Origin of the sequence: Litorilinea aerophila (assembly GCF_006569185.2) — a bacterium.
In the GTDB taxonomy this organism is placed as follows: domain Bacteria; phylum Chloroflexota; class Anaerolineae; order Caldilineales; family Caldilineaceae; genus Litorilinea; species Litorilinea aerophila.
Window position 1 is genome coordinate 47,408 of sequence record NZ_VIGC02000031.1, and the last position, 25,997, is coordinate 73,404.

General features: G+C 65.6%; 19 protein-coding genes. 7 read left to right on the top strand and 12 right to left on the bottom strand.

Annotated elements, in window-relative coordinates:
• Nucleotides 1–12 precede the first annotated feature (12 nt).
• Entirely contained in the window at nt 13–960 is a 948-nt protein-coding gene (locus FKZ61_RS19450) for a glycosyltransferase (RefSeq protein ID WP_170200039.1), read from the top strand.
• Between the two features lie 19 nt (nt 961–979).
• Here FKZ61_RS19450 and FKZ61_RS19455 read toward each other — a convergent pair whose 3' ends face one another.
• The 3 genes from FKZ61_RS19455 to FKZ61_RS24345 all read right to left on the bottom strand — a co-directional run bounded on the left by FKZ61_RS19455 (nt 980) and on the right by FKZ61_RS24345 (nt 3,634).
• Nucleotides 980–1,630, bottom strand: a complete 651-nt coding sequence (locus tag FKZ61_RS19455) for a S1C family serine protease (protein ID WP_141611809.1) — start codon at nt 1,628–1,630, stop codon at nt 980–982.
• A gap of 177 nt (nt 1,631–1,807) precedes the next feature.
• On the bottom strand, nt 1,808–2,722 hold the full coding sequence (locus tag FKZ61_RS19460; protein ID WP_141611810.1) for a S1C family serine protease: 915 nt from the start codon (nt 2,720–2,722) through the stop codon (nt 1,808–1,810).
• 246 nt (nt 2,723–2,968) lie between these two features.
• Entirely contained in the window at nt 2,969–3,634 is a 666-nt protein-coding gene (locus tag FKZ61_RS24345; protein WP_211358648.1) for a response regulator transcription factor, read from the bottom strand.
• Between the two features lie 287 nt (nt 3,635–3,921).
• Between FKZ61_RS24345 and FKZ61_RS19470 the strand changes: the two genes are divergently transcribed.
• From FKZ61_RS19470 to FKZ61_RS19485, 3 genes are all read left to right on the top strand, one after another.
• Entirely contained in the window at nt 3,922–5,502 is a 1,581-nt protein-coding gene (locus FKZ61_RS19470; RefSeq protein ID WP_170200041.1) for an ABC transporter substrate-binding protein, read from the top strand.
• A gap of 126 nt (nt 5,503–5,628) precedes the next feature.
• Nucleotides 5,629–6,588, top strand: a complete 960-nt coding sequence (locus tag FKZ61_RS24100; protein ID WP_141611812.1) for an ABC transporter permease — start codon at nt 5,629–5,631, stop codon at nt 6,586–6,588.
• A gap of 10 nt (nt 6,589–6,598) precedes the next feature.
• Complete coding sequence (locus FKZ61_RS19485; RefSeq protein ID WP_141611813.1) at nt 6,599–7,444, top strand: ABC transporter permease; 846 nt, start codon at nt 6,599–6,601, stop codon at nt 7,442–7,444.
• 1,479 nt (nt 7,445–8,923) lie between these two features.
• Here the strand turns inward: FKZ61_RS19485 and FKZ61_RS19490 are convergent.
• The 7 genes from FKZ61_RS19490 to gltB form a co-directional block, all read right to left on the bottom strand.
• Nucleotides 8,924–9,217 carry a GYD domain-containing protein gene (locus FKZ61_RS19490; protein WP_141611814.1) on the bottom strand — a complete coding sequence of 98 codons (294 nt, stop codon included), beginning with the start codon at nt 9,215–9,217 and terminating at the stop codon, nt 8,924–8,926.
• 93 nt (nt 9,218–9,310) lie between these two features.
• Entirely contained in the window at nt 9,311–10,549 is a 1,239-nt protein-coding gene (locus tag FKZ61_RS19495; RefSeq protein WP_141611829.1) for an anion transporter, read from the bottom strand.
• A 22-nt stretch (nt 10,550–10,571) separates the two neighbouring features.
• Complete coding sequence (locus FKZ61_RS19500; RefSeq protein WP_141611815.1) at nt 10,572–11,219, bottom strand: ThuA domain-containing protein; 648 nt, start codon at nt 11,217–11,219, stop codon at nt 10,572–10,574.
• A 108-nt stretch (nt 11,220–11,327) separates the two neighbouring features.
• Nucleotides 11,328–12,110 (bottom strand): hydroxypyruvate isomerase family protein, encoded by a 783-nt coding sequence (locus tag FKZ61_RS19505; protein WP_141611816.1) that lies wholly within the window; start codon nt 12,108–12,110, stop codon nt 11,328–11,330.
• A gap of 134 nt (nt 12,111–12,244) precedes the next feature.
• Nucleotides 12,245–13,324 carry a Zn-dependent alcohol dehydrogenase gene (locus tag FKZ61_RS19510; RefSeq protein WP_141611817.1) on the bottom strand — a complete coding sequence of 360 codons (1,080 nt, stop codon included), beginning with the start codon at nt 13,322–13,324 and terminating at the stop codon, nt 12,245–12,247.
• Between the two features lie 337 nt (nt 13,325–13,661).
• Nucleotides 13,662–15,164 carry a glutamate synthase subunit beta gene (locus FKZ61_RS19515; protein WP_141611818.1) on the bottom strand — a complete coding sequence of 501 codons (1,503 nt, stop codon included), beginning with the start codon at nt 15,162–15,164 and terminating at the stop codon, nt 13,662–13,664.
• Nucleotides 15,165–15,190: 26 nt separating this feature from the next.
• Nucleotides 15,191–19,843: a glutamate synthase large subunit gene (gltB, locus tag FKZ61_RS19520; protein ID WP_141611819.1), complete on the bottom strand. Its 4,653-nt coding sequence runs from the start codon at nt 19,841–19,843 to the stop codon at nt 15,191–15,193.
• A 1,038-nt stretch (nt 19,844–20,881) separates the two neighbouring features.
• On the opposite strand from gltB, the gene FKZ61_RS19525 reads away from it, so the two are divergent.
• Nucleotides 20,882–21,535, top strand: a complete 654-nt coding sequence (locus FKZ61_RS19525; protein ID WP_141611820.1) for a hypothetical protein — start codon at nt 20,882–20,884, stop codon at nt 21,533–21,535.
• Between the two features lie 11 nt (nt 21,536–21,546).
• On the opposite strand, the gene FKZ61_RS19530 is transcribed toward FKZ61_RS19525, so the two are convergent.
• Nucleotides 21,547–22,689: an enolase C-terminal domain-like protein gene (locus tag FKZ61_RS19530; RefSeq protein ID WP_141611821.1), complete on the bottom strand. Its 1,143-nt coding sequence runs from the start codon at nt 22,687–22,689 to the stop codon at nt 21,547–21,549.
• Between the two features lie 212 nt (nt 22,690–22,901).
• Between FKZ61_RS19530 and FKZ61_RS19535 the strand changes: the two genes are divergently transcribed.
• Both FKZ61_RS19535 and FKZ61_RS19540 read left to right on the top strand, forming a co-directional pair.
• A complete protein-coding gene (locus FKZ61_RS19535; protein WP_141611822.1) occupies nt 22,902–24,833 on the top strand; it encodes an ABC transporter ATP-binding protein in 1,932 nt (643 codons plus the stop codon).
• Nucleotides 24,834–24,874: 41 nt separating this feature from the next.
• On the top strand, nt 24,875–25,303 hold the full coding sequence (locus FKZ61_RS19540) for a globin domain-containing protein (protein ID WP_141611823.1): 429 nt from the start codon (nt 24,875–24,877) through the stop codon (nt 25,301–25,303).
• 87 nt (nt 25,304–25,390) lie between these two features.
• Here the strand turns inward: FKZ61_RS19540 and FKZ61_RS19545 are convergent, their stop codons facing one another.
• Nucleotides 25,391–25,747: a 2Fe-2S iron-sulfur cluster-binding protein gene (locus tag FKZ61_RS19545; protein WP_141611824.1), complete on the bottom strand. Its 357-nt coding sequence runs from the start codon at nt 25,745–25,747 to the stop codon at nt 25,391–25,393.
• Between the last annotated feature and the right edge of the window lie 250 nt (nt 25,748–25,997).

The following is a 25,997-nucleotide window of genomic DNA, read 5'->3' on the forward strand; positions in this document are numbered from 1 at the left end:
AAAGAGAAAGAGATGACCCGTATCTTCTACTTTTGCCCCGACTTCCCCCAGCCTTCCGGCGGCACCCGAACCCTCTACCGCCACGTCATGCGCCTGCGGGAAGCCGGCTTCGACGCCGCCATTGTGCACCGGGAGCGGGATTTCCGGCTGACCTGGCACCACTACCCCGCCCCCGTCATCTGGCTGGCCGACCGCCCCCGCTTCGAGGCGACGGATATCCTGGTCTTTCCCGAGGTGATGCCCGAATGGATCCAGCAGACCCGCCACTTCGCCGGCCGGCGGGTGGTCATCGCGCTGAGCTGGCTGCCCTCCTACGCCCGCCTCCAGCCGGGCGCCCGCTGGCAGGATTTCGGCATCCACCAGGCCATCACCACCTCCCCCGCGGTACAGCGCCACCTGGAATGGAGCATGGAGATCCCGGTCACCCTCATCCCCGAATGCATCGATGACGAATATTATGTCTACCAACCCGGACAAAAGGCCCGGGAGATCGGGTACATGACCCGCAAGGACAACAGCGGGGACTGGCTCCAGGGAACCCTCACCCGGCGGGGCCGAATCCGGGAGTGGCGCTGGGTTCCCCTGCGCAACCTGGACGAAACCACTTACGCCCAGGCGCTCCAGAGGGCCACCATCTACCTGGCCACCACCCTCCAGGAGGGTCTGCACGTCTCGGTGTTGGAGGCCATGGCCTGTGGCTGCCTGGTGGTAGGATACACGGGGATCGGGGGTGGGACCCACATGGTGGGCGAAGGCGACGGGCAAAACTGTGTGCTGGTGGAAAACGGCAACCTGCTCCAGCTGGGGCAGACGCTGGAGCAGGTATTGGCCGAGCTGGAGGCAGATGCCCACCGCTTCGATGGGGTGATCGGGCAGGCGCTGGAGACCGCTCGCCCCTATCAGGATCCAGCGCGGGAGCGGCAGGCCCTGGCCGACTTCTTCACCGCCCTGGCATCCTGAAAGGAGCTCGAGAGAAGAGCTAGACCAGAGCTGGGGGAGGGACCGCTGGGGAGCGGCCCAGGTGCGTCTTGAGAAAAGCGACGGCCACGTGTACCGGGACGGCCACGCCCACCTCGGGGCCGTTCATCAGGGTGTTGAGGCCCACCAGCCGGCCCCGGCTGTCCAGCATGGGGCCGCCGGAATGGCCCGGTCGCAGGTGGAGGCTGGCCGCCACCCACTCCCGGCCGCTGTGGGCCAGCTCGGGCAGCTCCGAGCCGGTGCCGATGACCACCCCCACAGTGGCGCCCCCTGTGACGCCCCAGGGGAAGCCCAGGGAAAGCACCAGCTCCCCGGGCCGCAGGCGACGGGAGTCGGCCAGGGGGATGGCCGGCAGGCCGTGGGCCGACACCCGCAGCGCAGCCAGATCCAGGGAGGCATCCTGGGCCAGGATGCGAGCCGGCAAGGTGCGGCCGTCAGCCAGGACTACTTCTAGCGGAACATCGGCCCGCCCTCGAGGGCCAGCCACCACGTGGGCATTGGTCACGATGAGCCCTTCTGGATGCCAGATGGTGCCCGCGGCCGCGCCCCGGGGGCTGCCGGCTGGCCCGTGGCGGATCTGCACCAGGCTGGGGCGGACCCTGGCCACGATGGCAGCCAGCTCCTCACTGATGCGATTCAGCAGGTTGGCCATGGCCAACGATCCTCCTTGTGTGGTACGTCGTGTGGTACGTCGTAGAGCCCGGCAGGCGTAGGTCACGCATCCTTGCGTGACAGGGGTACCGGGAACTTCTGGCCCCCTTGCCCAGCCTCTCGGCCGGAGCTACAACGTGGCATCAATCCACCTGCTACAGTCTGCCGGGATTGACTCCTACGGGTGCTGGCCGATGGTCAGCGGCCGGCTCACCACCTGTCCTCCCCGCACCAACTCCACCTGGACTTCCCGGCCCACCTGGTCCCCCACCAGCAGGGCCTGCAGCTCCTCGATCCGGCCCAGGGGCTGGCCATCCAGGCGCACCAGAATATCGCCCTGGACCAGGCCGGCCTGGTCGGCGGGGCCGCCTGCTTCCACCGACAGGATCATCAGGCCGCTCTCCTGGCCGAGGGCCTGCTGCAAGGAAGCGGCCAGGCGCACCGGCTGGATGCCCACGCCCAGGTAGCCCCGGCGCACCCGGCCGTGGGCCAGCAGGCTCTCCACCGTCCGCTGCACGGTGGGCCAGGGGAGGGCCAGGCTCACGCCCCGGGCCAGGGCCGAGGAGTTGAGGCCAGCCAGGCGCCCATCCGCCGCGACCAGGGGCCCGCCGGAGAAGCCGGGGTACATGACCACGTCGGTCTGCAGGAAATGGTCCACCTGGCCGCCGGCGGCCGTACGCCACGGGCCACCTACCCCACTCACCACGCCCAGGGTCGCCTGGACCTGCTGGCCGGGACGGCCCAGGGCCAGAACCAGATGGCCCACCCGCAGGTCATCCGGCTGCTCGACCCAGCGGGCCGGGGGAACCCCAGCGGGCTCCAGGCCGGTGCTGGCCACCCGCAGGACGGCCAGGTCGGTGCCCGGATCGCGGCCCACCAGGGTGGCCTCCACCGTGGCGCCGTCGGCCAGGCCAACGCGAATGCCCTCCTCTCGTTCCACCACATGATGGGCCGTGACGATGATGCCCTCGGCCGACCAGACGATGCCGCTGGCCGGCAGGCGCCGTCGTGCCTCGACCCGGGCCACGCTGGGTCCCACGTCCGCCACCAGATCGGCCATGGCGTCGGATAGTTGCTGCAACAAGCTGGACATGTTTCGCTCCCTCTGTCTGAGAAGTCCGCACCAATACTACCGAAACTAACGTAGGTCCCGGTTTCCACACCGGACGAGTTGTCACGTATGGACTGTCACGTATGGAAACGTGACCTACTTTGACCTCCGTTCGCCGGTAGAGCTTTCCTTGCGCTTCCCATTGTCGCGCAGAGGAAGATGGTCCACATCCCCCAAAGGGTGGGGAGGATCCTGGAAAAACGGCGGGGTGAAACGGAGGGAGAGAGGTCAGAGGAAGATCAGGCCGGCCCGGGTGGCCCGAACCACGGCTTCGGTGCGGCTCTGGACGCCTAGCTTGGAGAGGATGGCGTTGACGTGGAATTTGACGGTGTGCTCGCTGATCTGAAGCTCCCGGGCGATGGCCTTGTTGGCCAGCCCTTCGGCCATGAGCTGGAGGACCTCCAGCTCCCGAGGGGTGAGGGGCTCCAGCTCCTCGTCGCTGGGCCCGCCGGGGCGGAAGGGGAGGGATGGCGCCAGCCCGGGGGCCAGGACCCAGAGCCCCTGCCGGGCGGCAGCCAGGGCCGCCACCAGAGTCTGGACGTCCACGTTGCGGGGCAACAGGCTGTGGACACCGGCCTGCCAGGCTGAAGACGCCCACTCCGGCCCGGGTAGCAGAGCCACCACGGGCACGGCCGCCTCGGGGGCCACACCCCGGTTGAAATCGGCCAGGTGTTCCAGCCCCTCCTGGGGCTGCCAGCCCAGGTCCCAGAGCACCACGTCGGGATCCAGGGCCGCCACCGCCCCGTCCAGATCCTGCCGGCTGGCGTACTGGCCCACCACCTGCCAGCCGGGCTGGTCGGCCAGCAAGGTAGCCAGGCCGGCCCGGGCCAGGGGGTCATCGGCCACCAGCAACAGGCGCCCATCCTGCAAATTGTCCACCCCTGGGAATGCCACCCGCCGCTCCTTGGTCACGCTCGGGCGGAACCATCGCCCGCCGTCAACGACCCCTGCTGATGAAGACCCACGTTGATGGTATGGTGGCCGAAAGGGGCTGTGCTGTCAGTCAGGGTACATCCCATCGATTCCAAGCAGAGCTGGACGGAGATCGACCAAGTCGGTATAATGCAGCCATTGTGGCCACGCCATGTTGGCCCTGCTTCCCCCAGGCAGCGGCTATTCGGCCATCCTCCAACTTCGACAATCCGCTTGTTCACTCATTTTTGCTCCATGGGAGGACGCTCATGAGACATCACGTCAAAATGGTCCTGGTGGCGCTGGTAGTCCTGCTCCTGGTCTCTGCCTGCGCGGCACCCCCGCCCCCCCAGGCTGGAGCCCCGGCCAGCGGCGAAGAACAGTCGGCCGCCACGACCGAGGGTCCCCAGCCAGGCGGCACCCTGATCATCGGCAAGAGCACAGAGGCCGTGGGGCTGGATCCCCACCTGGTGACGGCCCGCTCTTCGTTCGAGGTAATCGCCCAGGTCTACAACCAGCTGGTGGACCTGGACGAGGACTACCTGCCCATCCCAGAATTGGCCGAAAGCTGGGAAAATCCAGACGACCTGACCTTCATCTTCCACCTGCGCCCGGATGTAAAGTTCCACAACGGCCGCACCCTGGTGGCCGAGGACGTCAAGTTCAGTTTCGAGCGCATCCAGGATCCAGCGGTGGCTTCTCCCTGGTCCTCCCAGTTGGAGCTCATCGAGCGTATCGAAACGCCGGATGAGCGGACGGTGATCTTCCACCTGAGCCAGCCCTTTGGCGCCTTCCTCTCCACCATTGCCAGCACGTGGGCGGCCATTGTGCCGCCGGAGGAGGTGGAAGCCAACGGCGACCTGCAGCGGGTGATGGTGGGCACCGGGCCGTTCATGCTGGAGGAGTATGTGGAGGAGACGCGGACGGTGTTGCGGGCCAATCCGGACTACTTCGAGGGGGCACCCCTGCTGGACGGCATCACCTACCTGATCATTCCGGACGAGGCAGCCCGGCTGGCGGCCCTGCGCACGGGCGAAATTCACATGTCCGCCCTCAGCAACGCTGCGTCCGCCGGACTGGCCGCACGCAGCGAGGGAGTCTCCGTGGCCAGCCAGCAGACGACGGACTACTACCTGCTGGGGTTGAACACCCAACGGGCGCCCTTCGACGACGTGCGGGTGCGCCAGGCCCTGAGCCTGGCCATCGACCGCCAGGCCATCGTGGATTCGGTCTTCTTTGGCGAGGGCCTGGTCACCGGCCCCATTGTCCCCACTTTGGGGAAGTGGTCTGTGCCGCCGGAAGAGCTGCCCTTCTACCAGCCCGACGTGGAGCAGGCCAAGGCCCTGCTGGCCGAGGCCGGGTACCCGGACGGCTTTGAGACCACCATCACCGCCTCGCCCCGCTTCCCAGAGTTCACCAGCATCGCCCTGGTGATCCAGAACCAGCTGAAGCAGATCGGCGTCACGGCCACCCTGGACCAGGTGGAGTGGGGTACCTTCATCCAGAAGTGGCGAGACCGGGACTTCGACACCTTCGTCAGCTACAACGGCAGCGGCAACGACCCGGATCGAGCCCTGTACCCCATGCTGCACACCGGTGGTTCGGTCAACGCCTTCCAGTTCAGCGACCCGGAAATCGACCGGATGCTGGAAGAAGCCCGCACCACCGTGGACCAGGAGGAGCGTATCCGCCTCTACCACGAGCTGGCCCAGGCTATTGCCCGGCAGGCGCCCCTGATCTTTTTGAACACCCGCACCGAATATGTGGCCCTGCGGGATAACGTCCGGGACTTCCACCTCTCTCCGGTGGACACCTATCGCTCTCTCAAACAGGTCTGGCTGGCGCCCTGAAAGCCCTCACGGCCCCGGGGAGGGATCCCCTGCCATCCCGGTTCCCCTCCCTGGGGCCACACATTTGGGTCTTCTCAGCCGCCGTGATTCCCATCGCTGCCATCGTCGCCTAAGGAATCGGTTGTCATGTGGCACTACCTGCTGCGCCGCCTGCTCATCATCTTCCTGCCCACTCTGCTGGGCATCTCCGTCGTCGTCTTCGGAATCATGCACCTGATCCCGGGCAGCTTCGTGGATGTGCTGGTGGGCATTGGTACCGACATCACAGAGGAGCAGCGGGCCCGCCTGGTACAGGCCTATGGGCTGGACAGGCCCCTGCCGGTCCAATACCTCTACTGGCTGGGCAACCTGGCCCGGGGAGACCTGGGTACCTCCCTGCGCACGGGGAAGCCCGTGCTGGCAGAGATCATAGGCCGTCTGCCGGTGACCCTGGAGGTGTCGGCCCTGGCCCTGCTCATGGCCCTGGCCCTGGCCATCCCCCTGGGGGTACTATCGGCCGTTCGCCCCAACGGCGCCCTGGACCTGGTGGCCAGGGTGTTGGCGCTGGCGGGCCTGTCGGTCCCTAACTTCCTGCTGGGCACCCTGCTGATCTTGGCCGTTTCCCTCTACCTGCCCAATCGCTTTCCAACCACAGGCTACGTTCCCCTGTCAGAAGGGCTGGGGGCCAACCTGCGCTCCATCTTCCTGCCCTCGCTAACCCTGGCCCTGGCCCTGAGTGCCTCCCTCATGCGCATCACCCGGGCCTCCCTGGCCGAGACGTTGCACCAGGAGTACATCCGGGTGGCCCGCAGCAAAGGTCTACACGAAAGACGGGTTCTACTGGTCCACGCCCTGCGCAACGGCTTGATCCCGGTGATCACCCTTTTGGGGATCCACGTGGGCTACCTGTTGGGCGGCACGGTCATCGTGGAGGAAATCTTCTCCCTGCCGGGGATCGGCCGCCTGGCCCTCAACGCCATCTACCAGCGGGATTACCCCACCGTCCAGGGGACCGTCCTCTTCATAGCGGTGGCCTTCGTCCTGGTGAACCTGCTCACCGACCTGGCCTACAGCCTCATCGACCCACGCATCCGCCTGGAACAGTGACGGCAATCTGATGAAAGCATTCCTCCGCTACCTGGTACAGCGCAATCGCATCGGTCTGGCCGGCGGGGCCATCTTTCTCCTGCTGGCCGCTATGGCCCTGGTACCGGGCTGGTTCGCGCCCCACGACCCCCTGGCCATGACACCGGCAGCCATGGCTCCCCCTGGCCCCGAATTCCCCCTGGGCTCGGACCGCTATGGGCGAGACATCCTGAGCCGGATTGTCTATGGCCTTCGGGTTTCCTTCAGCGTAGGCATTCTCGCCGTGGCCGTGGCAACCCTGGTGGGCAGTGCTCTGGGGATGGTGGCCGGCTACTTCGGTCGTGGCGTGGACTACCTGATCATGCGGGTCATGGACACCATCTTCGCCTTCCCCTCCCTGTTGCTGGCCATCGCCCTGGCTGCGGTGATGGGGGCGGGGCTGCCCAGCGTGATCGTGGCCATTGGCATCATCTACACGCCTATCTTCGCGCGGGTGGCCCGTGCGCCCACCCTGAGCGTCAAGGAGCAGGAGTTCGTCACCGCGGCCGTGGCCATTGGGGGCAGCAGCCCCCGCATCCTCTTCCGCCATGTGCTGCCCAACATCCTGACGCCCATCGTGGTGCAGATGGCCCTCAGCCTCTCCAGTGCAGTCATCGTGGAAGCGGCCCTCAGCTTCCTGGGCCTGGGCGCGGTGCCCCCTACCCCCTCCCTGGGCTCCATGCTGAGCGAGGCCCGGGCCTTCATGGAGCTGGCGCCCTGGACAGTACTCTACCCCGGCCTGGCCCTGGCCGGGCTGGTATTGAGCGTCAACCTGCTGGGGGACGCGGTACAGGATCTGTTGGACCCCCATCACCGGGGCGAAGGGATTCAGGGGTAGGGGAAGGCAGGATTGGAGCGGGTGGCAGGCTGGTGAGGTCCGTCAGGCTGCGCTCAGTGGCATTTGCATTCCACCGTCACTGTGCAGGAGGCCGTGGCTCTGGCCGTCAACGTATCCCAGAGGTAACCTTCATCCAGGGGATCACACTCAGACATGACCTCCGGACTGCCGATGGTCACCTGGGGCGTGCCGTTACAGGGTTCTCCATTGGCGCACTCTCCCTGACATCGATGTCGTGCCGCGTGATTTTTGGCCTCCTGGAGAACGATCTCCGTCGCCCTTGCCTCAGCGACGGCTTTCAACCGGGCGCAGGCTGCCCGTTCACGCCTGGAACCCGGTGTAAAGGCAAACGACTCCGTTTCCTCGACCATCGCTTCAAAGGTCGTTCGGGCAGGCGGTGCGCCGCACTGCAGGACAATGCGCGGGGATGCGATTTCTTCGACCGTGACTGGAGAGCCGCCGGTCTGAACCAGGGGGCCAACCTGAACGAGGGGGCCCACCTGCACCCCGGGACCTGCCTGGACGCCCGGTCCCACCTGAACACCACCCCCTTTGCCACCGGCCTGCCCGCCCGCCATGGCCCCCCTGGCAGCCATATGCTCGACCGCGGCCTGGGCCAGGAGCCTTGCGAATTCCCGGTGAAAGGTCAATCGAATCTCTCTGGAGTCTGTCACAAAGTTATCAGTCCGGATCTCATCTTTCATGATATTCTTCTCCCTCCTTCTAAATTACCGATACGCTTCCATTTCCCATCGCTGAACCATCCCTTCTCAGCCCGGTGGAATGCCCGGGTAAAGCCGGAACAGGTTCATCGGATCATAGCGTGGCTAGAAGGCTGCCAGTCGGTCATAGAACGATCTATAGGCCGCCGAATGCGTTTGTTTCTTCCCTTCGTTCATCAGCTCCTTCACATATACGGCGCGGGAGGCGTCGGGCCGCGGCGCTTCCTACAGCTCCTGCGTCCCAACCAATGTTGGCCGCATCGGCGTCGGGGTCGGTCCAGATGGCAAAGGCGCTGAAGGAGAAGGCAGGATCTCGGCAGTACAGGGCCTCATGGCCACCGTGCCCCAGCTGCCGCAAAAAAGGGGGCCACCACCGCTTCACCTGACAGCGGCTGCGGTAACCTCTTGCGAATCTCCTCATTCTGCCTAGTGAAAGCTTGAGATCAGCTAGACGGGTCATCCTGTTGGCATACTGCCAGGGCTTGCCCGCGTTGGTGGAGTCGGGCGGGCTTCAGCCCCACCCGGGGCAACCCGATTTTATTTATACAGGAACGAGCCCCCATGTGCCAGACCATTTATTATTCAATTCCTGTTCAACTTCTGCTCATGGGAATCTGTCCATGGAGAAAAGAAGAAGATAAAGATCCCCTTCCCTACTGAATTCTTCTTGGAGAATGAGTCAGATGCAACTAAAAAAATGGCCCTGGGCATCCGGCGTGCCCAGGGCGATGGAATGAACACGGAGGAACTCTCGGCTTCACGGCAAGCCCTGGATGATGCGAGCCATTTCCTCTTCGCTAAAGCAACGCATGGTCAGGGTGCGGGTGTTGCCCTGCATCCCTGTGGCCAGCAGCAGCCGGGTCGCCACCTCTTCGTCCGGCGCCTCGAAGATGAACACGGCGTCGTAGGGGCCCTGAGTCCACCAGACCCCGATTTTGCGGCCGCCCACAGCCTGGAGCGCTTCTTCCGCAGCTTTGGCGCGGTTGAGGGTCTCCTTGACGGTGCGCAGGCCCTGCTCCGTCCAGTTGATCAGGGTAATATAGGCTGGCATCTGGGTTCTCCTTCCCTGGGGAAAACAACTGGGGGAAAGAAGTGCGTCACTCCTGCATGCATTATCGCGCCGGCTATCGTACTATGTCAACCACTATAACACCCACAACAACCATGCGATCCCCAGGGCCAGGCTGAGCAGCGTAATGGGCACGCCGGCCCGCAGGTACTCGCCGAAGCCCATCTCCACCCCGCGACGGCGGGCGATCTCGGCCACGATGAGGTTGGCCACCGAGCCCAACAGGGTCAGATTGCCGGCGAAGGTGGTGGCCATGGCCAGGGTCAGCCAGGCCTGGGTGGGATCGGGGAAGTGGGGGACAAAGGGCCGAAAGAGCAGCACCGCGGGCACGTTGGAGATGAGGTTGCTCAAAACCACAGCCACCAGGCTCAAGGAGACGATGCCCCGCTCGGCTACGGGCTGCATGAGGGCGAAAAGCTGCCCGCTCACGCCCAGGGTCTCCAGAGAACCGGTCACGATGAAGAGGCCGGCGAAGAAGACCAGCAGCGACCAGTCCACCTCGGCAAAGACCCGCTCCGGATCCACCCGGCGGCTGATGAGGAGCAGCGCGGCGGCCCCCAGAGCCGCCTGGGGAATGGGCATGCCGGCCAGGAACGCCAGCACCATGAGACCGGTGGCCACCAGGCTCTTGCGCAGGAGGCGCGGCTCAGCCTGCACCGACGGGGGCGGCACGCCGTCGAAGCGGTCCACGGCCAGCTCTCGGCGGTAGAGCCCCAGCAACACGATCCAGATCAGGACCAGGCCCATCAGAGCCACCGGCCCCAGGTAGCCCGTAAAGCGCAGGAACGGCATCCCAGATGCCACGCCGATGATCATGTTCTGGGGATTGCCGGTGATGGTGCCGGCAGAGCCGATGTTGGCCGCGGTGACCAGGGCGATCAGGTAGGGGATGGGACGTTGCTTCAGGGTCCGGCAGATCTCCAGCACCAGAGGCGTGAAGGTCAGGACGATGGTGTCGTTGAGGAAGACGGCAGAGAGCACGCCCGAGGAAAGAATGATGAAGGCGAGAAGCTGGCGGGGCGAGTGGGCCCGCTGGACCACCCAGCGGCCGACCAGGTGGAAGAAGCCGGCCCGCCGCAGGTTGGCGTTGAGGATCATCATCGCGAAGAGGAGGGTGAGGGTGTCCAGATCCAGGGCCGCATAGGCCTCCTCCAGGGGGATGGCTCCCAGCAGGATGAGGAGGGCAGCGCCGGTGAGGGCGATGGTGGCCCGGTTCATGCGCAGCAGGGGGAAACGCCCCACCGCGACGCCCACAATGGTCACTGCCACCACAGCCAGTGACAGCCAGAAGACACCCCCCTGGATCAACGCCATATCCAAGTGGTCTCAACCTGGTCTACTGTCGGGTTGCCCAAAGCATGCCCCGGCGGACAATCTCCTTGGCCTCGGGCACGTCGAAGTCTTTGGCCACGTGGCCCAGGGAGCAGTAGAAGACCCGACCCTGGCCCCACCGGCGCTTCCAGACCACCGGCATCACTGTGCCCTCGATCCAGGGCGCATACTCGCCGCTGAAGGTGGTGGTGGCCAGCACCTCGTTGGACGGATCCACGTGCATGTAATACTGCTCCGAATGCATCTTGAAGTCCTTGAGGCCGGCCACGATGGGGTCATCGTGCTTGACGATGTTCACCTCGTAGTCGATGATGTTGCCGGGATGAGCCACCCACTGGCCACCCACCATCCACTGGTAGTTGACGTTCTGGCGGAAGGAATCGGCCATCCCTCCATGCCAGCCGGCCAGGCCGGTGCCCGCCTTGATGGTGTTGAGCAGCCCTTCCTCCTGCTCCCGGGTGATGGTGCTCATGGTCCAGATGGGGGTGATGAGGTCGTAGCTGCGCATCTTCTCGGTGTTGAGGTAGATGTCCAGGGTGTCGTAGACCTCCACCTCGTACCCCTCGTTGCGCAGCACGGCGGCGAAAATCTCGGCGCAGATCTGGGGCTCGTGGCCTTCCCAGCCGCCCCAGGTTATCATGGCTCGCTTCATGGTTCGTTTCCTCATCTATCTTAGTGGCTGTAATCTTGGTGGCTGAAAAAAGTCCACGCCGGACAGGGCAAGCCCTGTCCCTACGGGCCCAGAACAGGCCGTTTCCCATCACGCCTGCTGGTCACAGAGGGCGAAGGTCTGGCGCAGGGCCTGGATGGGATCGCCCTTGGGCCGGAATTCGTGGCCCACGTAGAGGTCGTAGCCGGTGGCGGCGATGGCCCGGCAGATGGCCCTGTAGTTGAGCTCCTGGCTGTCGTCCAGGTCGTTGCGGCCGGGTACCCCCGCGGTGTGGAAGTGGCCGATCCAGCGGATGTTCTCCCGGATGGTGCGGATCACGTCCCCTTCCATGATCTGCATGTGGTAGATGTCGTACAGCAGCTTGACCCGGGGGCTGTTCACCCGCTCGCAGACTGCCACGCCCCACGCGGTGTGGTCACACTGGTAGCCGGGGTGGTCGACCTTGCTGTTGAGCAGCTCCAGGTTGAGGTTGACGCCCTTCTCCTCGGCGTAGGGGGCCACCCGGCGCAGGCCGTCGGCCACGGCCTCGATGGCTTCCAGCTCGGTCATGTGGGGCTGGCGGTTGCCGCTGAAGCAGATGATGCCGGGGATGCCGTAGCGGGCGGCCACGTCGATGGACTCCCGCAGCTCGGCCTCGATACGGTCGTGGTTGCTGCGCTTGTTGAGGCCGTCGCCCAGGGTGCCGTGGCCGCTCATGCTGGCCACCGCCAGGCCATGGTCCCGGGCCAGGGCCACGATCTCCTCGAAGTTGTCTGGCCGCGCCCAGAGCTCGATGGCCGCGTAGCCGATCTCCGCCGCAGCCTGAACCAGCTCCGCCAGGCTCATCTCCGCCGGCTTGAAAAGCGGGTAGCAGATGGATTGTTTGATCCCCATGGTTCTCCCTGATTAAATCAAGACCCCACCTTTGCAGACCTGGGTCGGCATCTGAGGATGCCGACTCCGCGTCATGATGGTGGCCCATGTTGTGTATTCATCTGTGAAATCTGTGGTTTCTGCACCGAAACCGATTATGTCAAATCCAGCACGCTGCGGGCCACCTCGCCCCGGGCCAGGGCATCGAAGGCCTCGTTGACCTGCTCCAGCGGATAGACCCGGCTGACCAGTTCGTCCAGCTTGAGCCGCCCCGCCTGGTAGAGGCCGATGAGCCGGGGGAAGTCCACCCGGGGGCGGGCAGTGCCGTACATGGAGGCGATGACCATCTTCTCCGGCATCAGCAGGCGGGCATCCATCTGCACCGGCGTGTTCTCCGGCGCGTGGCCCACAAAGACGGTGACGCCCCGTTTCCGGGTACACTGGATGGCCTGGAGGAAGGGTTCTCCGGTGAGGCCAATGGCCTCGAAGGCGTAGTGGGCCCCGCCGCCGGTGATGGCCTGGATGCGGGCCACAGGATCTTCCCGGCCGGCGTTGACCGTGTGGGTGGCGCCAAAGGATCGGGCCATCTCCAGCTTGTTGTCCCGCAGGTCCACGGCGACGATGGGGCCCGCCCCCACCATGGCCGCAGCCTGGATGCAGTTGAGGCCCACACCGCCACAGCCGAAGACGGCCACCGAGGTGCCCGGCTGGACCTGTGCGGTGTTGATCACCGCGCCCACACCGGTCATGACGCCACAGCCCACCAGCGCGGCCTGGCGCAGGGGCACCTCCTTGGGGATGGGAATGGCCACATCGGCAGGGACGATGGTCTCCGTGCTGAAGGTGCCCAGACCGGCCATCTTGTTCATGGTCTGCCCGTTGCCCGGAAACCGGGGCAACCCGCGCGTGTCGGCCGGGGCGTCACAGAGGTTGGGATAGCCCCGCTGGCACATCTCGCAGGTGCCGCAGTTGCGCTTCCACGAGAGGACCACGTGGTCGCCCACCTGCAGACCCCGGACCTCTGCCCCGACTTCTTCCACCACGCCGGCCCCCTCGTGCCCCAGGATGGTGGGCACCGGAATGTGGGGCCATTCCCCCTTCACCACATGCCAGTCCGAGTGGCAGACACCGCTGGCCACCAGACGCACACGCACTTGATCCGGCCCCACGTCGGGCAGATCGAACTCTTCGATCCGGAGCGGCGTGTGGGGCGCGTAAAGGACCGCAGCTTTCATGGCGACCTCCTTGGAACCCCCGAATTGGAACCCTCAAAGACGAAAGACGAAGGATAGAGGGCAAAGGGCCGGGGACATGCAAGCGGGGAGCCTGCCCCTCGGCCCGTCGTTCAGCCGGTCAAGAAACGCCCGGCATGACTGGATTGTGTCTGTTATACCGATTGTCCTACACGGTGGCGCCCATGGTATCGTAGGTCCAGTTTCCATACCGGACAAGCGGTCACGTATGGAAACCGGAGCTACGATACCTCTTGGTCAGACAATCGATATTATTCTAACAGAGCCGCGGGAAGATCGAAAAGAGGCCGGATCCGGTCGAATGGCCTTCCCCAACCCGTCAGGGCAGGGTCGTCTCGCCCATGAGCCAGCGGTCACACTCCCGCGCGGCGCCCCGCCCCTCGTTGATGGCCCACACCACCAGGCTCTGGCCCCGGCGGCAGTCCCCCGCCGCGAAGACCCCTTCGACGCTGGTGTGATATTTGCCGTGCTCCGCCTGGATGTTGGAGCGGGCGTCCCGGGCCAGCCCCAACTGCTCGATGGCCGCATCCTCCGGCCCCAGGAAGCCCATGGCCAGCAACACCAGCTGCGCCGGCCAGACCTGCTCGCTGCCCGGCACTTCTTTCATGACGAAGCGGCCGTTGGCGTCCTTCTCCCACTCGATCTGGACCGTGTGCAGCTCCTTGACGTGGCCGTGCTCATCGCCCACGAAGCGCTTGGTGCTGATCAGGTAGGTGCGGGGATCCCGGCCGAAGCGGGCCTTGGCCTCCTCCTGACCGTAGTCCACCCGGAAGACCCGGGGCCATTCGGGCCAGGGGTTGTCCGGGGTGCGGGCCATGGGCGGCTTGGGCAGGATCTCGAACTGGTGCAGGCTGCGGCATTTGTGGCGCAGGGCAGTGCCCACGCAGTCGGTGCCCGTGTCGCCGCCGCCGATGACGATGACATCCTTGCCGAAGGCAGAGATGAACTCCTCGCCGTGGCCGTTGTGGGTGCCGCCGTTGCGGTTGTTCAACAGGTGGCGGGTGTTGGCGGCCAGGAACTCCATGGCAAAGTGAATGCCCTTGAGGTTCCGCCCCTCGATGGGCAGATCCCGGGGCTTGGTGGCGCCGGTGCAGAGGACGATGGCGTCGAATTCCTCCCGTAGGCGGTCGGCAGGGATATCCTTGCCGATCTCACAGTTGGTGACGAACTTCACCCCCTCCGCGGCCAGCAGATCCACCCGGCGCTGGACGATGCGCTTGTCCAGCTTCATGTTGGGGATGCCGTACATGAGCAGCCCGCCGATGCGGTCGGCCCGCTCGAAGACGGTGACGCTGTGGCCCACGGAGTTGAGCTGCGCGGCGCAGGCCAGGCCCGAGGGCCCCGAACCCACCACCGCCACCTTCTTGCCCGTGCGCACGGCTGGCGGGCGGGGCACGATCCAGCCCTCGGCGAAGCCCCGGTCCACGATGGCCCGCTCGATATTCTTGATGGTCACCGGCGGGTCGATGAGGCCCAGGGTGCACGCCCCTTCACAGGGCGCGGGGCAGACCCGCCCGGTGAACTCGGGGAAGTTGTTGGTCTTGTGCAGGCGATCCAGGGCCTCCCGCCAGCGCCCCCGGTAGACCAGGTCGTTCCACTCGGGGATGAGGTTGTTGATGGGGCAGCCGGACGCCATGCCGTTGAGCAGGATGCCCGTATGGCAGAAAGGAATGCCACAGTCCATGCAGCGGGCCCCTTGGGTCCGCAGTTTCTCGTCGGACAGGTGCAGGTGAAACTCTTCCCAATCGTTGATACGCTCCAGGGGATCCCGCTCGGGATCGGTCTCCCGCTGATATTCCAGGAATCCAGTTGGTTTACCCATGAGGATTGATTCTCCCTGTCTGGAAATTAGTTGCCGCTGACCCGGGCGGTGTCGTTCTTGTTGAGCTCAAACGCCGCCATGGCCGCTTCGTCACCGCTGAGGCCCTCGGCCTCCACCCGGGCGAAGGCTTCCAACATGCGCTTGTAATCCCGGGGCATGACCTTGACGAACTGCCGCACCACGTCCGGCCATTGGGCCAGGACCCGCTTGGCCACGGGGCTGTCGGTGTATTCCATGTGCCGCCGGATCATGGCCTCCAGCTCGGCCATCTCGTCGGCGTCCTCCACTGCCTCCAGATCCACCATCTCCCGGTTGCAGCGGCGGGCGAAGGTGCCATCCTCGTCCAGGACGTAGGCGATGCCGCCCGACATGCCGGCGGCAAAGTTGCGGCCGGTACGGCCCAGGACCACCACCCGGCCACCGGTCATATACTCACAGCCGTGATCGCCCACGCCTTCGACCACCGCGTGGACGCCGCTGTTGCGCACGCAGAAGCGCTCGCCGGCCAGGCCCCGCACATAGGCTTCGCCGCTGGTGGCGCCGTAGAAGGCCACGTTGCCGATGATGATGTTCTCCTCGGCCTTGAAGGTGGATTCCCGGGGCGGATAGGCGATGATCTTGCCGCCGGAGAGCCCCTTGCCGAAGTAATCGTTGGCGTCTCCCTCCAGCTCCAGGGTCAGCCCCCGGGGAATGAAGGCGCCGAAGCTCTGGCCGGCAGAGCCCTGGAAGTGGAGCTCGATGGTGTCGTCGGGCAGGCCGTTGGCCCCGTAGCGTCGGGTAATCTCGCTGCCCAGGATGGTGCCCACCACCCGGTTGGTGTTGCGGATGGGCACCGTGGCCGCCACCCGCTTGCCCTCCTCCAGCGCTGGCTTGCAGAGCTCCAACAGGAGCGTATTATCCAGCGCCTGGTCCAGGCCGTGGTTCTGGGGGATCTGGCAGTAGCGGCCCACCGTGGGCGGCACGTCCGGCGCGTAGAGGATGTTGGAGAAGTCCAGCCCCCGGGCCTTCCAGTGGTCGATGGCCTTGCGGGGCTCCAGCTTGTCCACCCGGCCGATCATCTCATCCACGGTGCGGAAGCCCAGTTTGGCCATCCACTCCCGCATCTCCTGGGCGATGAAGTACATGAAGTTCACCACGTGCTGGGGATCGCCCGTGAACTTCTTGCGCAGCTCGGGGTTCTGGGTGGCCACGCCCACGGGGCAGGTGTCCAGGTGGCAGACCCGCATCATGATGCAGCCCAGGGCCACCAGCGGGCTGGTGGCGAAGCCGTACTCCTCCGCGCCCAGGAGCGCGGCGATGGCCAGGTCCCGCCCCGTCTTGAGCTGGCCGTCGGTCTCGATGACCACCCGGCTGCGCAGGTCGTTGAGCACCAGGGTCTGGTGGGTTTCGGCCACGCCCAGCTCCCAGGGCAGGCCGGCGTACTTGATGCTGGTCTGGGGGGAAGCGCCGGTGCCGCCGTCGTGGCCGCTGATGAGGATGACATCCGCGTGTCCCTTGGCGACGCCGGCGGCGATGGTGCCCACGCCCACTTCCGAGACCAGCTTGACGTTGATGCGGGCGTGGTGGTTGGCATTCTTGAGATCGTGGATCAGCTCGGCCAGATCCTCGATGGAGTAAATGTCGTGGTGCGGGGGCGGCGAGATGAGGCCCACGCCGGGTGTGGAGTGGCGCACCTTGGCGATCCAGGGATAGACCTTGCGGCCGGGCAGCTGGCCGCCCTCGCCAGGCTTGGCTCCCTGGGCCATCTTGATCTGCAATTCTTTGGCGTTGACCAGATATTCGCTGGTCACGCCGAAGCGCCCGGAAGCCACCTGCTTGATGGCGCTGTTGCGGGAATCGCCGTTGGGATCCGGCACGTAGCGGCTGGGATCTTCACCGCCCTCGCCGGTGTTGCTCTTGCCGCCGATGCGGTTCATGGCGATGGCCAGGGCTTCGTGGGCTTCCTTGCTGATGGAGCCATAGGACATGGCGCCAGTCTTGAAGCGCCGGACGATGGACTCCACCGGCTCCACCTCTTCCAGGGGGATGGGGTCGTTGTCCAGCTTGAACTCCAGCAATCCCCGCAGGGTGCACGCCTCCCGGGTCTGGTCGTCCACCAGGGCGGAGTAACGCTTGAAGAGCTGGTAGTCGCCGGTGCGGCAGGCCCGCTGCAGGTAGTGGATGGTCTGGGGATTGAAGAGGTGGCGCTCGCCGTCGGCCCGCCACTGGTACTCCCCACCCGCGGGCAGGACCTGGCCATCGGCCGGCCGCTCGGGGAAGGCCCTGCGATGGCGACGGGCCACTTCTTCGTAGACCTCCTCCAGGCCGATGCCCTCGATGCGGGTGGGCGTCCAGGTGAAATATTTGTCCACGAAGGACTGCTTCAGGCCCAAGGCCTCGAAGATCTGGGCGCCGCAGTAGCTCTGGATGGTGGAGATCCCCATCTTGGAGATGACCTTGACCACGCCCTTCACCGCGGCCTTGCAGTAGCGGTAGACGGCCTCGTCGTAGTCCACGCCAGTGAGGAGGCCTTCCTGGATCATCTTCTCCAGGGATTCGAAGGCCAGGTACGGGTTGACGGCGGTGGCGCCATAGCCGATGAGCACGGCGAAGTGGTGGACCTCCCGGGGCTCGCCCGACTCCACCAGCAGGGAGACCTGGGTGCGCTTGCCGTTGCGGATCAGGTGGTGGTGCAGGCCGGCCGTGGCCAGCAGGGCCGGAATGGCGGCACGGCGGCGGTCGATGCCCCGATCCGAGAGGATGAGGATGTTGACCCCCTGGGCGATGGCCGCGTCGGCCTGGGCGAAGAGATCCTCCAGGGCCTGCTCCAGGCCGACACTGCCCGCCTCCAGGTCGAAGAGGATAGGCAGGGTCTGAGCCTTGAAGCCCGGCCGGTCCAGCAGGCGAATCTTGGCCAGATCTTCGTTGGTGAGGATGGGCGTCTTCAGGCGAATCTGGCGGCAGTGCTCCGGCCGCGCCTCCAGCAGGTTGAGCTGGGTGCCCATGAGCACATCCGTCGCCGTGACCAGCTCCTCGCGGATGGCGTCGATGGGCGGGTTGGTCACCTGGGCGAAGAGCTGCCGGAAGTAGCTGTAGAGGAGCTGGGGCTGGTCCGAGAGGACGGCATGGGGCGCGTCGTTGCCCATGGCGCCCACCGCTTCCACGCCGTCCCGGGCCATGGGCGCCACCAACATGCGCAGCTGCTCGAAGGTGTAGCCGAAGGCCTGCTGGCGCTGGGTCAGGGTCTCGGGCTCACAGGCCGGCACCTCCGGCGCGGGGGGCAGGTCATCGGCTTCCAGCAGGTGCTGGTCCAGCCACTGGCGGTAGGGGCGCTCGGTGGCCATGGTGTGCTTGAGCTCGTCGTCGGCGATGATGCGCCCCTGGGCGGTATCCACCAGGAACATGCGCCCCGGCTCCAGGCGCCGCTTTTCCAACACCCGCTCCGGCGGCACGTCCAACACGCCCACTTCGGAGGCCATGATGACCAGGTCGTCCTTGGTCACGTAGTAGCGGGAGGGGCGCAGGCCGTTGCGGTCCAGGACGGCGCCCACCATGGTGCCGTCGGTAAAGGCGATGGAGGCGGGGCCGTCCCAGGGCTCCATCATGGTGCTGTGGTACTCGTAGAAGGCCCGCTTCTCCGGGCTCATGCTTTCATGGTTGGCCCACGGCTCGGGGATCATCATCATCATGACGTGGGGCAGGGAGCGGCCGGAGAGGGCCAGGAACTCCAGGCAGTTGTCGAACATGGCCGAATCGCTGCCCGTCTGGTCGATGATGGGCAGGATCTTGGGCAGGTCGTCCCCCCAGAGGGGCGACTGGAGCTGGGACTCCCGGGCGGTCATCCAGTTGACGTTGCCCCGCAGGGTGTTGATTTCCCCGTTGTGGATCAGGTAGCGGTAGGGGTGGGCCCGTTCCCAACTGGGGAAGGTGTTGGTGCTGAAGCGGGAGTGGACCAGGGCCAGGGCCGACTCGATGCGCTCGTCCTGCAGGTCCGGGTAGAAGGTCGCCACCTGGGCACAGCGCAGCATCCCTTTGTAGACGATGGTGCGGCTGGAGAGGCTGGCGAAGTAGAAGAGGTCACCCAGGGCCTGGATGCCCTGGGCCTCCCGCGCGGCGCGAACCGCGTGCTCGGCCCGTTTGCGGATGACATAGAGCTTGCGCTCGAAGGCCAGCCCGTCGGTCTTGGGCAGGGCGGCGTCGTTGCGGCCGATGAAGAGCTGACGCACGAAGGGTTCCCGCAGCCGGGCGGCCTTGCCCAGCCCCTCGCCCTGGGTGGGCACCGTGCGCCAGCCCAGCAGCCGTTGCCCCTCCTCGACCACGATCTCCTCCACGATCCGTTCGCAGCGGCGGCGGGCGTCCTCTTCCTGGGGCAGGAAGAGCATGCCGACCCCGTAGGCGCCAGCCGCCGGCAGCTCGATGCCCAGGGGCGGGCAGACCTGGCGGAAGAAGCGGTCGGGGATCTGGAAGAGGATGCCGGCGCCGTCGCCGGTGTTCTCCTCCGCGCCACAGGCGCCCCGGTGATCCAGGTTGAGCAGGACGGTCAACGCCTGGCGGATGATGGTGTGGGACTTGTGGCCTTTGATGTTGACCACGAAGCCGACGCCGCAGGCGTCGTGTTCGAAGCGGGGGTCATACAGCCCTTGTTTGGCCGGCAGCCCGTTGACTCCGGAAAGGCCGACCTGTTGCGAACCCTCGTTCACTCCCAATCTCCTTTAGAAATGGATATGCATGAAACAGCTGGACAATGACTCAATGACTCGGTCCATTCACCCGATACTTTGCTTTCGTCCACAGGCCCGAGGGAAATAGCCCCATGGATTCGTGGTGTGTGGTGATACGTGCGTGATACGTAGGTCACGCATCCTTGCGTGACATCCTTGCGCCCCTGCAGAAACCACAGATTTCACAACCGAAACACACAACGCGCGCGAACAGGCAGGCAGGGTCCCCAATCTGGGACGCTGGGTTTGGGCAGTGTCGGTCTCAACAGCGAATCCCACCTGGAGACTCCTCCCTGCCATGCCGTGGCACCGGCCACAGGGTCATCTCGGCCACAATTTCAGTGGAGGGAATGGCTGTCACCCGCCAGGGCGGAGAGGAGAAGATTGCTGTACCGGCAAACTGTCATCAGGCCCGGCAGCAATTCCGGCCTGCTACGGGTCACGCGCCCCCTCTGGGACGCGGCTCCATTTCTGCCGTAATTCTGCCGGGATATGGACGCCAAACGGGTGTTGTGGGTTAGGTCGGCCCGTCGCTGGACCAAAGGGTGCGCGGTCGTTGCGCGTGTTCTGGGTCGAAGTTCCTGCCTGGTTCGGCTTTCGGAAATCTGCAAGCTGGTTGGGTTGTGAATTATACAACAAACGTGGCCATCCTGTCCACGCCGGGATCGGCCCAAATACAAAAACGCCGGCCTGTGCGCCAGTACACACAGGATCTGTCTCGCCGGGCACAGCGCCTCGGCGAAAAGGACGCTACACTGGCTTTGGACTGACCAGCCCTCCCCCGGCCTGTGGGACGTCGGCGTGTCCCACCCTGGCAGTCACCCGATGACCGTTCATCCACTCGCCGCCCAGTCACAGGAGATGCCCATCATGCTTTCCACCCATCCAGGCTCCTCCCATCGCCACCCCCGGGCAGGGGCACGGCTGGATGGCCTCCGGCCAACACAACCAACGGGAATATCCCTTTCACCCTGGAAAACCATGGACACGCCTGTCAATCCTCTGGAACCCGCCTTCGTGCAATCATCCGTACCCATACTCCGGCTGGCGGAGCCGATCCTGGTGCGGGGCTATGGCCAGCTGTTGGTAGGTATTCAGCCCCTCATCTACGGCCAGCCCACCTGCCCCTTCGACCCGGCCCACCTCATGGAGCTGTACTGGCGGCTGTTGCCCATCCACCTGCTGCCCCGGGTGCGGGCCATCCTGGTGCAGGAAAGTGAGCGCACGGGCAAGGCAGTCGGCCTGCTGCTCCAGCAGTTGAATCGCCCCGAAGCCGTGCGGGCCATCCTCCGGCGCCACCCAGACCGGGCCCGGCAGCTCCACGCCACGGTGGATGCCTGGGCCGAAGCGGGCGTCCAGTTCATCCACCGGCTCCAACAGGACTGGCCTCAACTCTGCCGTCACTTTGCCGGCGGAGATAGCCTGGGCCTGCCTACCCAGGTGGAACGCCACCAGCCTTCGGCTACCGGACTGGCGGCGGATGAGGTCGCCGGACCGGCTGCCCTGTGCATCCACTTCGTCAATCCAACAAATGGGGTAGCCGTCCGGCTCATCTACGAGCCCCAAGCCCAGGACGTCTGCCCATGTGAAATCGGCGCCGGGCCGCCCGTGGCCGACAGGCCCGCGCTGTATCGGGGGCCCTACGCCTGGCGGCAAGAACATGGTCCATGAGGGGCAGCCCGTCAGGTCAGGTAGGCTACCCGCACCCGGGTGAAGTAGTCCCAGTCCCACACGGCGCCCCAGCCGGGGCCAGGGGGCGGGGCGATGTATCCCTGCACCGGCAGGGGCGGGTTCAACAGCCCGATCTCCCAGCCCAGTTCATCCCGGCTGCCGCCCGGGAAGTATTCGTAGTAGCTGGTGTTGGAGATGGCGCAGCAGAGGTGGGCATGGATCAGGCCGAAGAGGCCGCCGGGGCCGTTGAGCTCGATGCGGGTGTTGTGGAGCTCTGCCAGGTGGGCCAGTTTGAGCACGGCGGTGGTGCCGTGGCGGGCGTTGGCGCGCAGGGAGTCGGTAGCGCCGCAGATGAGCCAGAGGGCGCTCAGCTCCCGGTCGTGCATCAGCGTCTCGCCCGCCACAACGGGGATGTCCAGGGCCGCGCAGAGGCGCTGCAGGTGGCGCTGATCCCGATCCGGCAGGGGCTCTTCGAACCAGCCGTAGTCCAGCTCCTGTAGAGCCCGGCCCACCTGGAGGGCTTCCGTCCACGAATAGGTGCAGAGGGCCGCGTCGTGCAGGAGGTCGATTGCCGGCCCCACGGCCTGGCGAACCGCCTGGAACCAGGCGATGTTCTCCCGGGCCGTGCCGGTGAAGTGATCCTTGAGCGCGGGAAAGCCCATCCCCACCGCGGCCAGGGCGTCCTCGACACACGCTTCCAGGCTGGCGCCCCGATAATTGAAATAGGCGGGACAGCGTTCCCGGGCCCGACCGAGCAGGGCATAGACGGGCAGGTTCGCCACTTTGCCGGCAATGTCCCACAGGCAGTTGTCGAAGGCGCCGTACCAGCCCGTGCGGGTGAAGAGGCCCCGGGTGGCTGCATGCAGCTTGCTGTTGAGCCGCTCCCGGTCGAACGGATTGGCGCCCACGGTTAGGGTGCGTAGCGCCCCCAGATCTTCCTTCCGCAAGGTCAGGTAGCGGGCATCGCCCACTGTGCAGACCCCTTCCACCCCCTCGTCGGTGAAAACATGCATCACGTGCAGCAGCTCCTCACTGCTGCCCAGCCCCCGGCGCCGCCATCGACGCCGCGCCCCCTGCTCCTCTTCCACCAGGTCAAACGGTCCCGTGTTGCCCGGCACAGAGAAGACCGATACGGCAATTTGGGTGATCTTCATCGCTTCCTCATCCTTCTGGTTGATTGCCTTTGGAATCGATGCGCCCTTTCGGTAGCTGGCTCTCCCCAGGTGCCTGGCCGAAAGGGCAGGTAAAACCGCGCCTTTTATCAGTACGGAATTCAGGCAGGTTATGCTATAGTCTGGAAACAGGCGTCGACCCGACACACCTGATAGTTCAGGCGTATACACCTTAGCAGCACCGGGAGGAACCCATGTACCACCACAGCTGGTGGCGCTACATTGCCTACGACGAATCGAAACCCCGGCCGCGGGTGGATCGGGCCTTGCTGAAACGGATTTTCGCCTACGCGCGCCCCCACGCCCGGTCCGTGCTCATCGTCCTGGTGACCATTGTCAGCATCTCCCTGCTGGAGCTGATCCCGCCCCTGCTGTACCGGGACCTGATCGACAACGTGTTGCCCAACCGCAACGTGGCCCGCCTCAACTGGCTGGCCGCCGGCATGCTGGGCATCCCGGTGCTCACGGGGCTGATCGGCGTGGTGCAGCGCTACTACAGCGCCCGGGCCGGCGAAGGCATCATCTACGACCTGCGCCAGCAGATGTACGAACATCTGCAGCAGATGTCCCTGCGCTTCTTCACCCACACCAAAGCCGGCGAGATCGTCTCCCGCTTCAACAACGACGTGGTGGGCGCCCAGAACGCCATCACCGGGACCATCCCCAACATCGTCACCAACACGGTGACCCTGGTCTCCACCCTGGCGGTGATGGCGACCATCGAGTGGCGGCTGGCGCTGCTCTCGGTGGCGGTGTTGCCCCTCTTCCTGCTGCCGGCCAAACGGGTAGCCCGCACCCTGCGTCGCATCCGACGCCAGGCCATGGAACACAACGCGGAGATGAGCAACATCGTCAGCGAGACCCTCTCCATCAACGGCGCGCTGCTGGTCAAGACCTTCGGCAGCCAGGCCCGGGAGCGGGAGCGTTTCAGCAAGACCAATGCCGCGGTGCGGGAGATCGGCGTGCGCCGGGCCCAGATCGGCCAGCTCTTCTTCATGGGCATGGGCATCGCCGGCTCCATCGGCGCGGCCCTCATCTACTGGGTGGGCGGCCATCTGGTGCTCAGCGGATCCATCAGCGTGGGCACCATCGTGGCCTTCGTGGCCTACCTCTTCCGGCTCTACGGGCCCATCTCCGCGCTGACCAACGTCCAGGTAGAATTTGCCCAGTCCATGGTGAGCTTCGAGCGGGTCTTCGAATACCTGGACATGCCCCTGGAGATCACCGAACGGCCCGGCGCCCGGCCCTTCCGCCAGGTGGCGGGCCACGTGGCCTTCGAACATGTCTGGTTTCAATACCCGCGAGTCCATCCCATGCAGAACGGGCAGAATGGGCTCCACGGCCCGGGAAATGGGGCGGACCTGGCGGCTGGTTCGGCCCAAAGCAGCGACGACGGCGCGCCCATCGCGCCGGTCCCCACCCGTCCCTGGGCCCTGGAGGACGTCTCCTTCGAAATTCGCCCGGGCCAGCTGGCCGCGCTGGTGGGCCCCAGCGGCGCGGGCAAGACCACCATCACCTATCTCCTACCCCGGCTCTATGACCCCACCCGGGGCCGCATCACCCTGGACGGCCGGGACCTGCGGGATGGGACGCTGGAGTCCCTGGCCGCCCAGATCGGCATGGTCACCCAGGAGACTTACCTCTTCCACGACACCATCCGGGCCAACCTGCTCTACGCCCGGCCGGACGCCACCCAGGCTGACCTGGAGCGGGCCTGCCGGGCCGCCCACATCCACGACCTGATCGTCTCCCTGCCGGAGGGCTACGACACGGTGGTGGGGGAACGGGGCTACCGGCTGAGCGGCGGCGAAAAGCAGCGACTGGCCATCGCCCGGGTGATCTTGAAGGATCCCCGCATCCTGGTGCTGGACGAGGCCACCTCCCACCTGGATTCCCAGAGCGAGGCCCTGATCCAGGCGGCGTTGGAGCCCCTCTTCCAGGGGCGCACCAGCCTGGTCATCGCCCACAGGCTCTCCACCATCCTGGCTGCAGACATCATCCTGGTGCTGGACCAGGGGCGGCTGGTGGAGCAGGGCACCCACCGGGAGCTGCTGGCCCGGGGCGGCCTCTACGCCCACCTGTACGAAACCCAGTTCCGCCAGGGGCAAGCGACGGCCCAGTCGTAAATTCATTGCAAGTACACGGAGCAAGTACACGGAAAGGTCCCATGGAGCGAGAAATCTACGTGCCCCCCATGCAGCCGGGCCAGATCCCGGCCCCCAGCCGGGAGATCTACGGGCTCATGGGGGAAGAAAACATCTTTGCCATGTTGGAGGATTTTTACCGGGAGCTGGAGCAGTCGTCCATTCGTGCCATGTTCCCAGAGGACATGGTGGCCGCGTCCCGCAAGTCGGCCGCCTTTTTCGTAGGCCTGTTGGGCGGACCGCCCCTCTACCATCAGCGCTACGGCCCGCCCCGGATGCGGGCCCGCCACATGCCCTTCGTCATCGACGAGGCGGCCCGGCAGGAATGGCTGGCCTGTTTCGACCGGGTGCTGGCCCGGGCGGTGGAGAAGTACAACTTCCCGCCCCAACATCTGCCGGGCTTCCGGGCCTTTCTGGAAGGGTTCTCGGCGTGGATGGTGAACAGCCGTTGAGGGCCGGACAACATGAACACTGGCCGGTGGCAATTGCCACCGGCCAGTTTGTTTACCGGGTCGCCTCTTTCCCATTCCTCTTTCCCGTTACCGGGTGGTCCAGACGGGTTCGGGGTGGATGTCGGGCTCGGGGCGGGGGCCGGGGTCAGGGCGGCCGCTGCCCTCCAGGCGGCTGATGGCCCGGACGGTCATGTCCTGTTCACAGAGGATCTGGCAGGAAAGGCGGACGCCGGTGAGGCCGCGCTCGGCCAGCTTCTCTTTTTCGGCCACGGTCATCTTCTCGGGCTCGCCTTCGATAAATTCCACCCGGCAGGTGGTGCAGCGGCAGTTGCCGCCGCAGGCGTGGAGCTGGTCGACGCCGGCTTCATCTTCCAGCGCCAGGACCAGGCGCTTGCCCATGGGGACCTCAAAGGTGCCAAAGCCTTCCACTGTCAACTTGGGCATGGTGCATCCTTTCTGTGATTGGTTGGGTGATGATGGATGGTTGACGCTGTACCGGCAGCCATTATACCCCAGGGGCAGGGCAGACCCAATCGGGTGAGAGGGGCGGGGAGGATAGGTGGTAGGTGTCGTACATCAGCACATCGTGACGGTTTTAGCGATGAAACCATCAGCACATCGTGACGCACATTGAAAACTGAATAACCATCAGCAGAACAGCAGGCCAACCTGTGTCTGGTTATCTCCTAGGTAG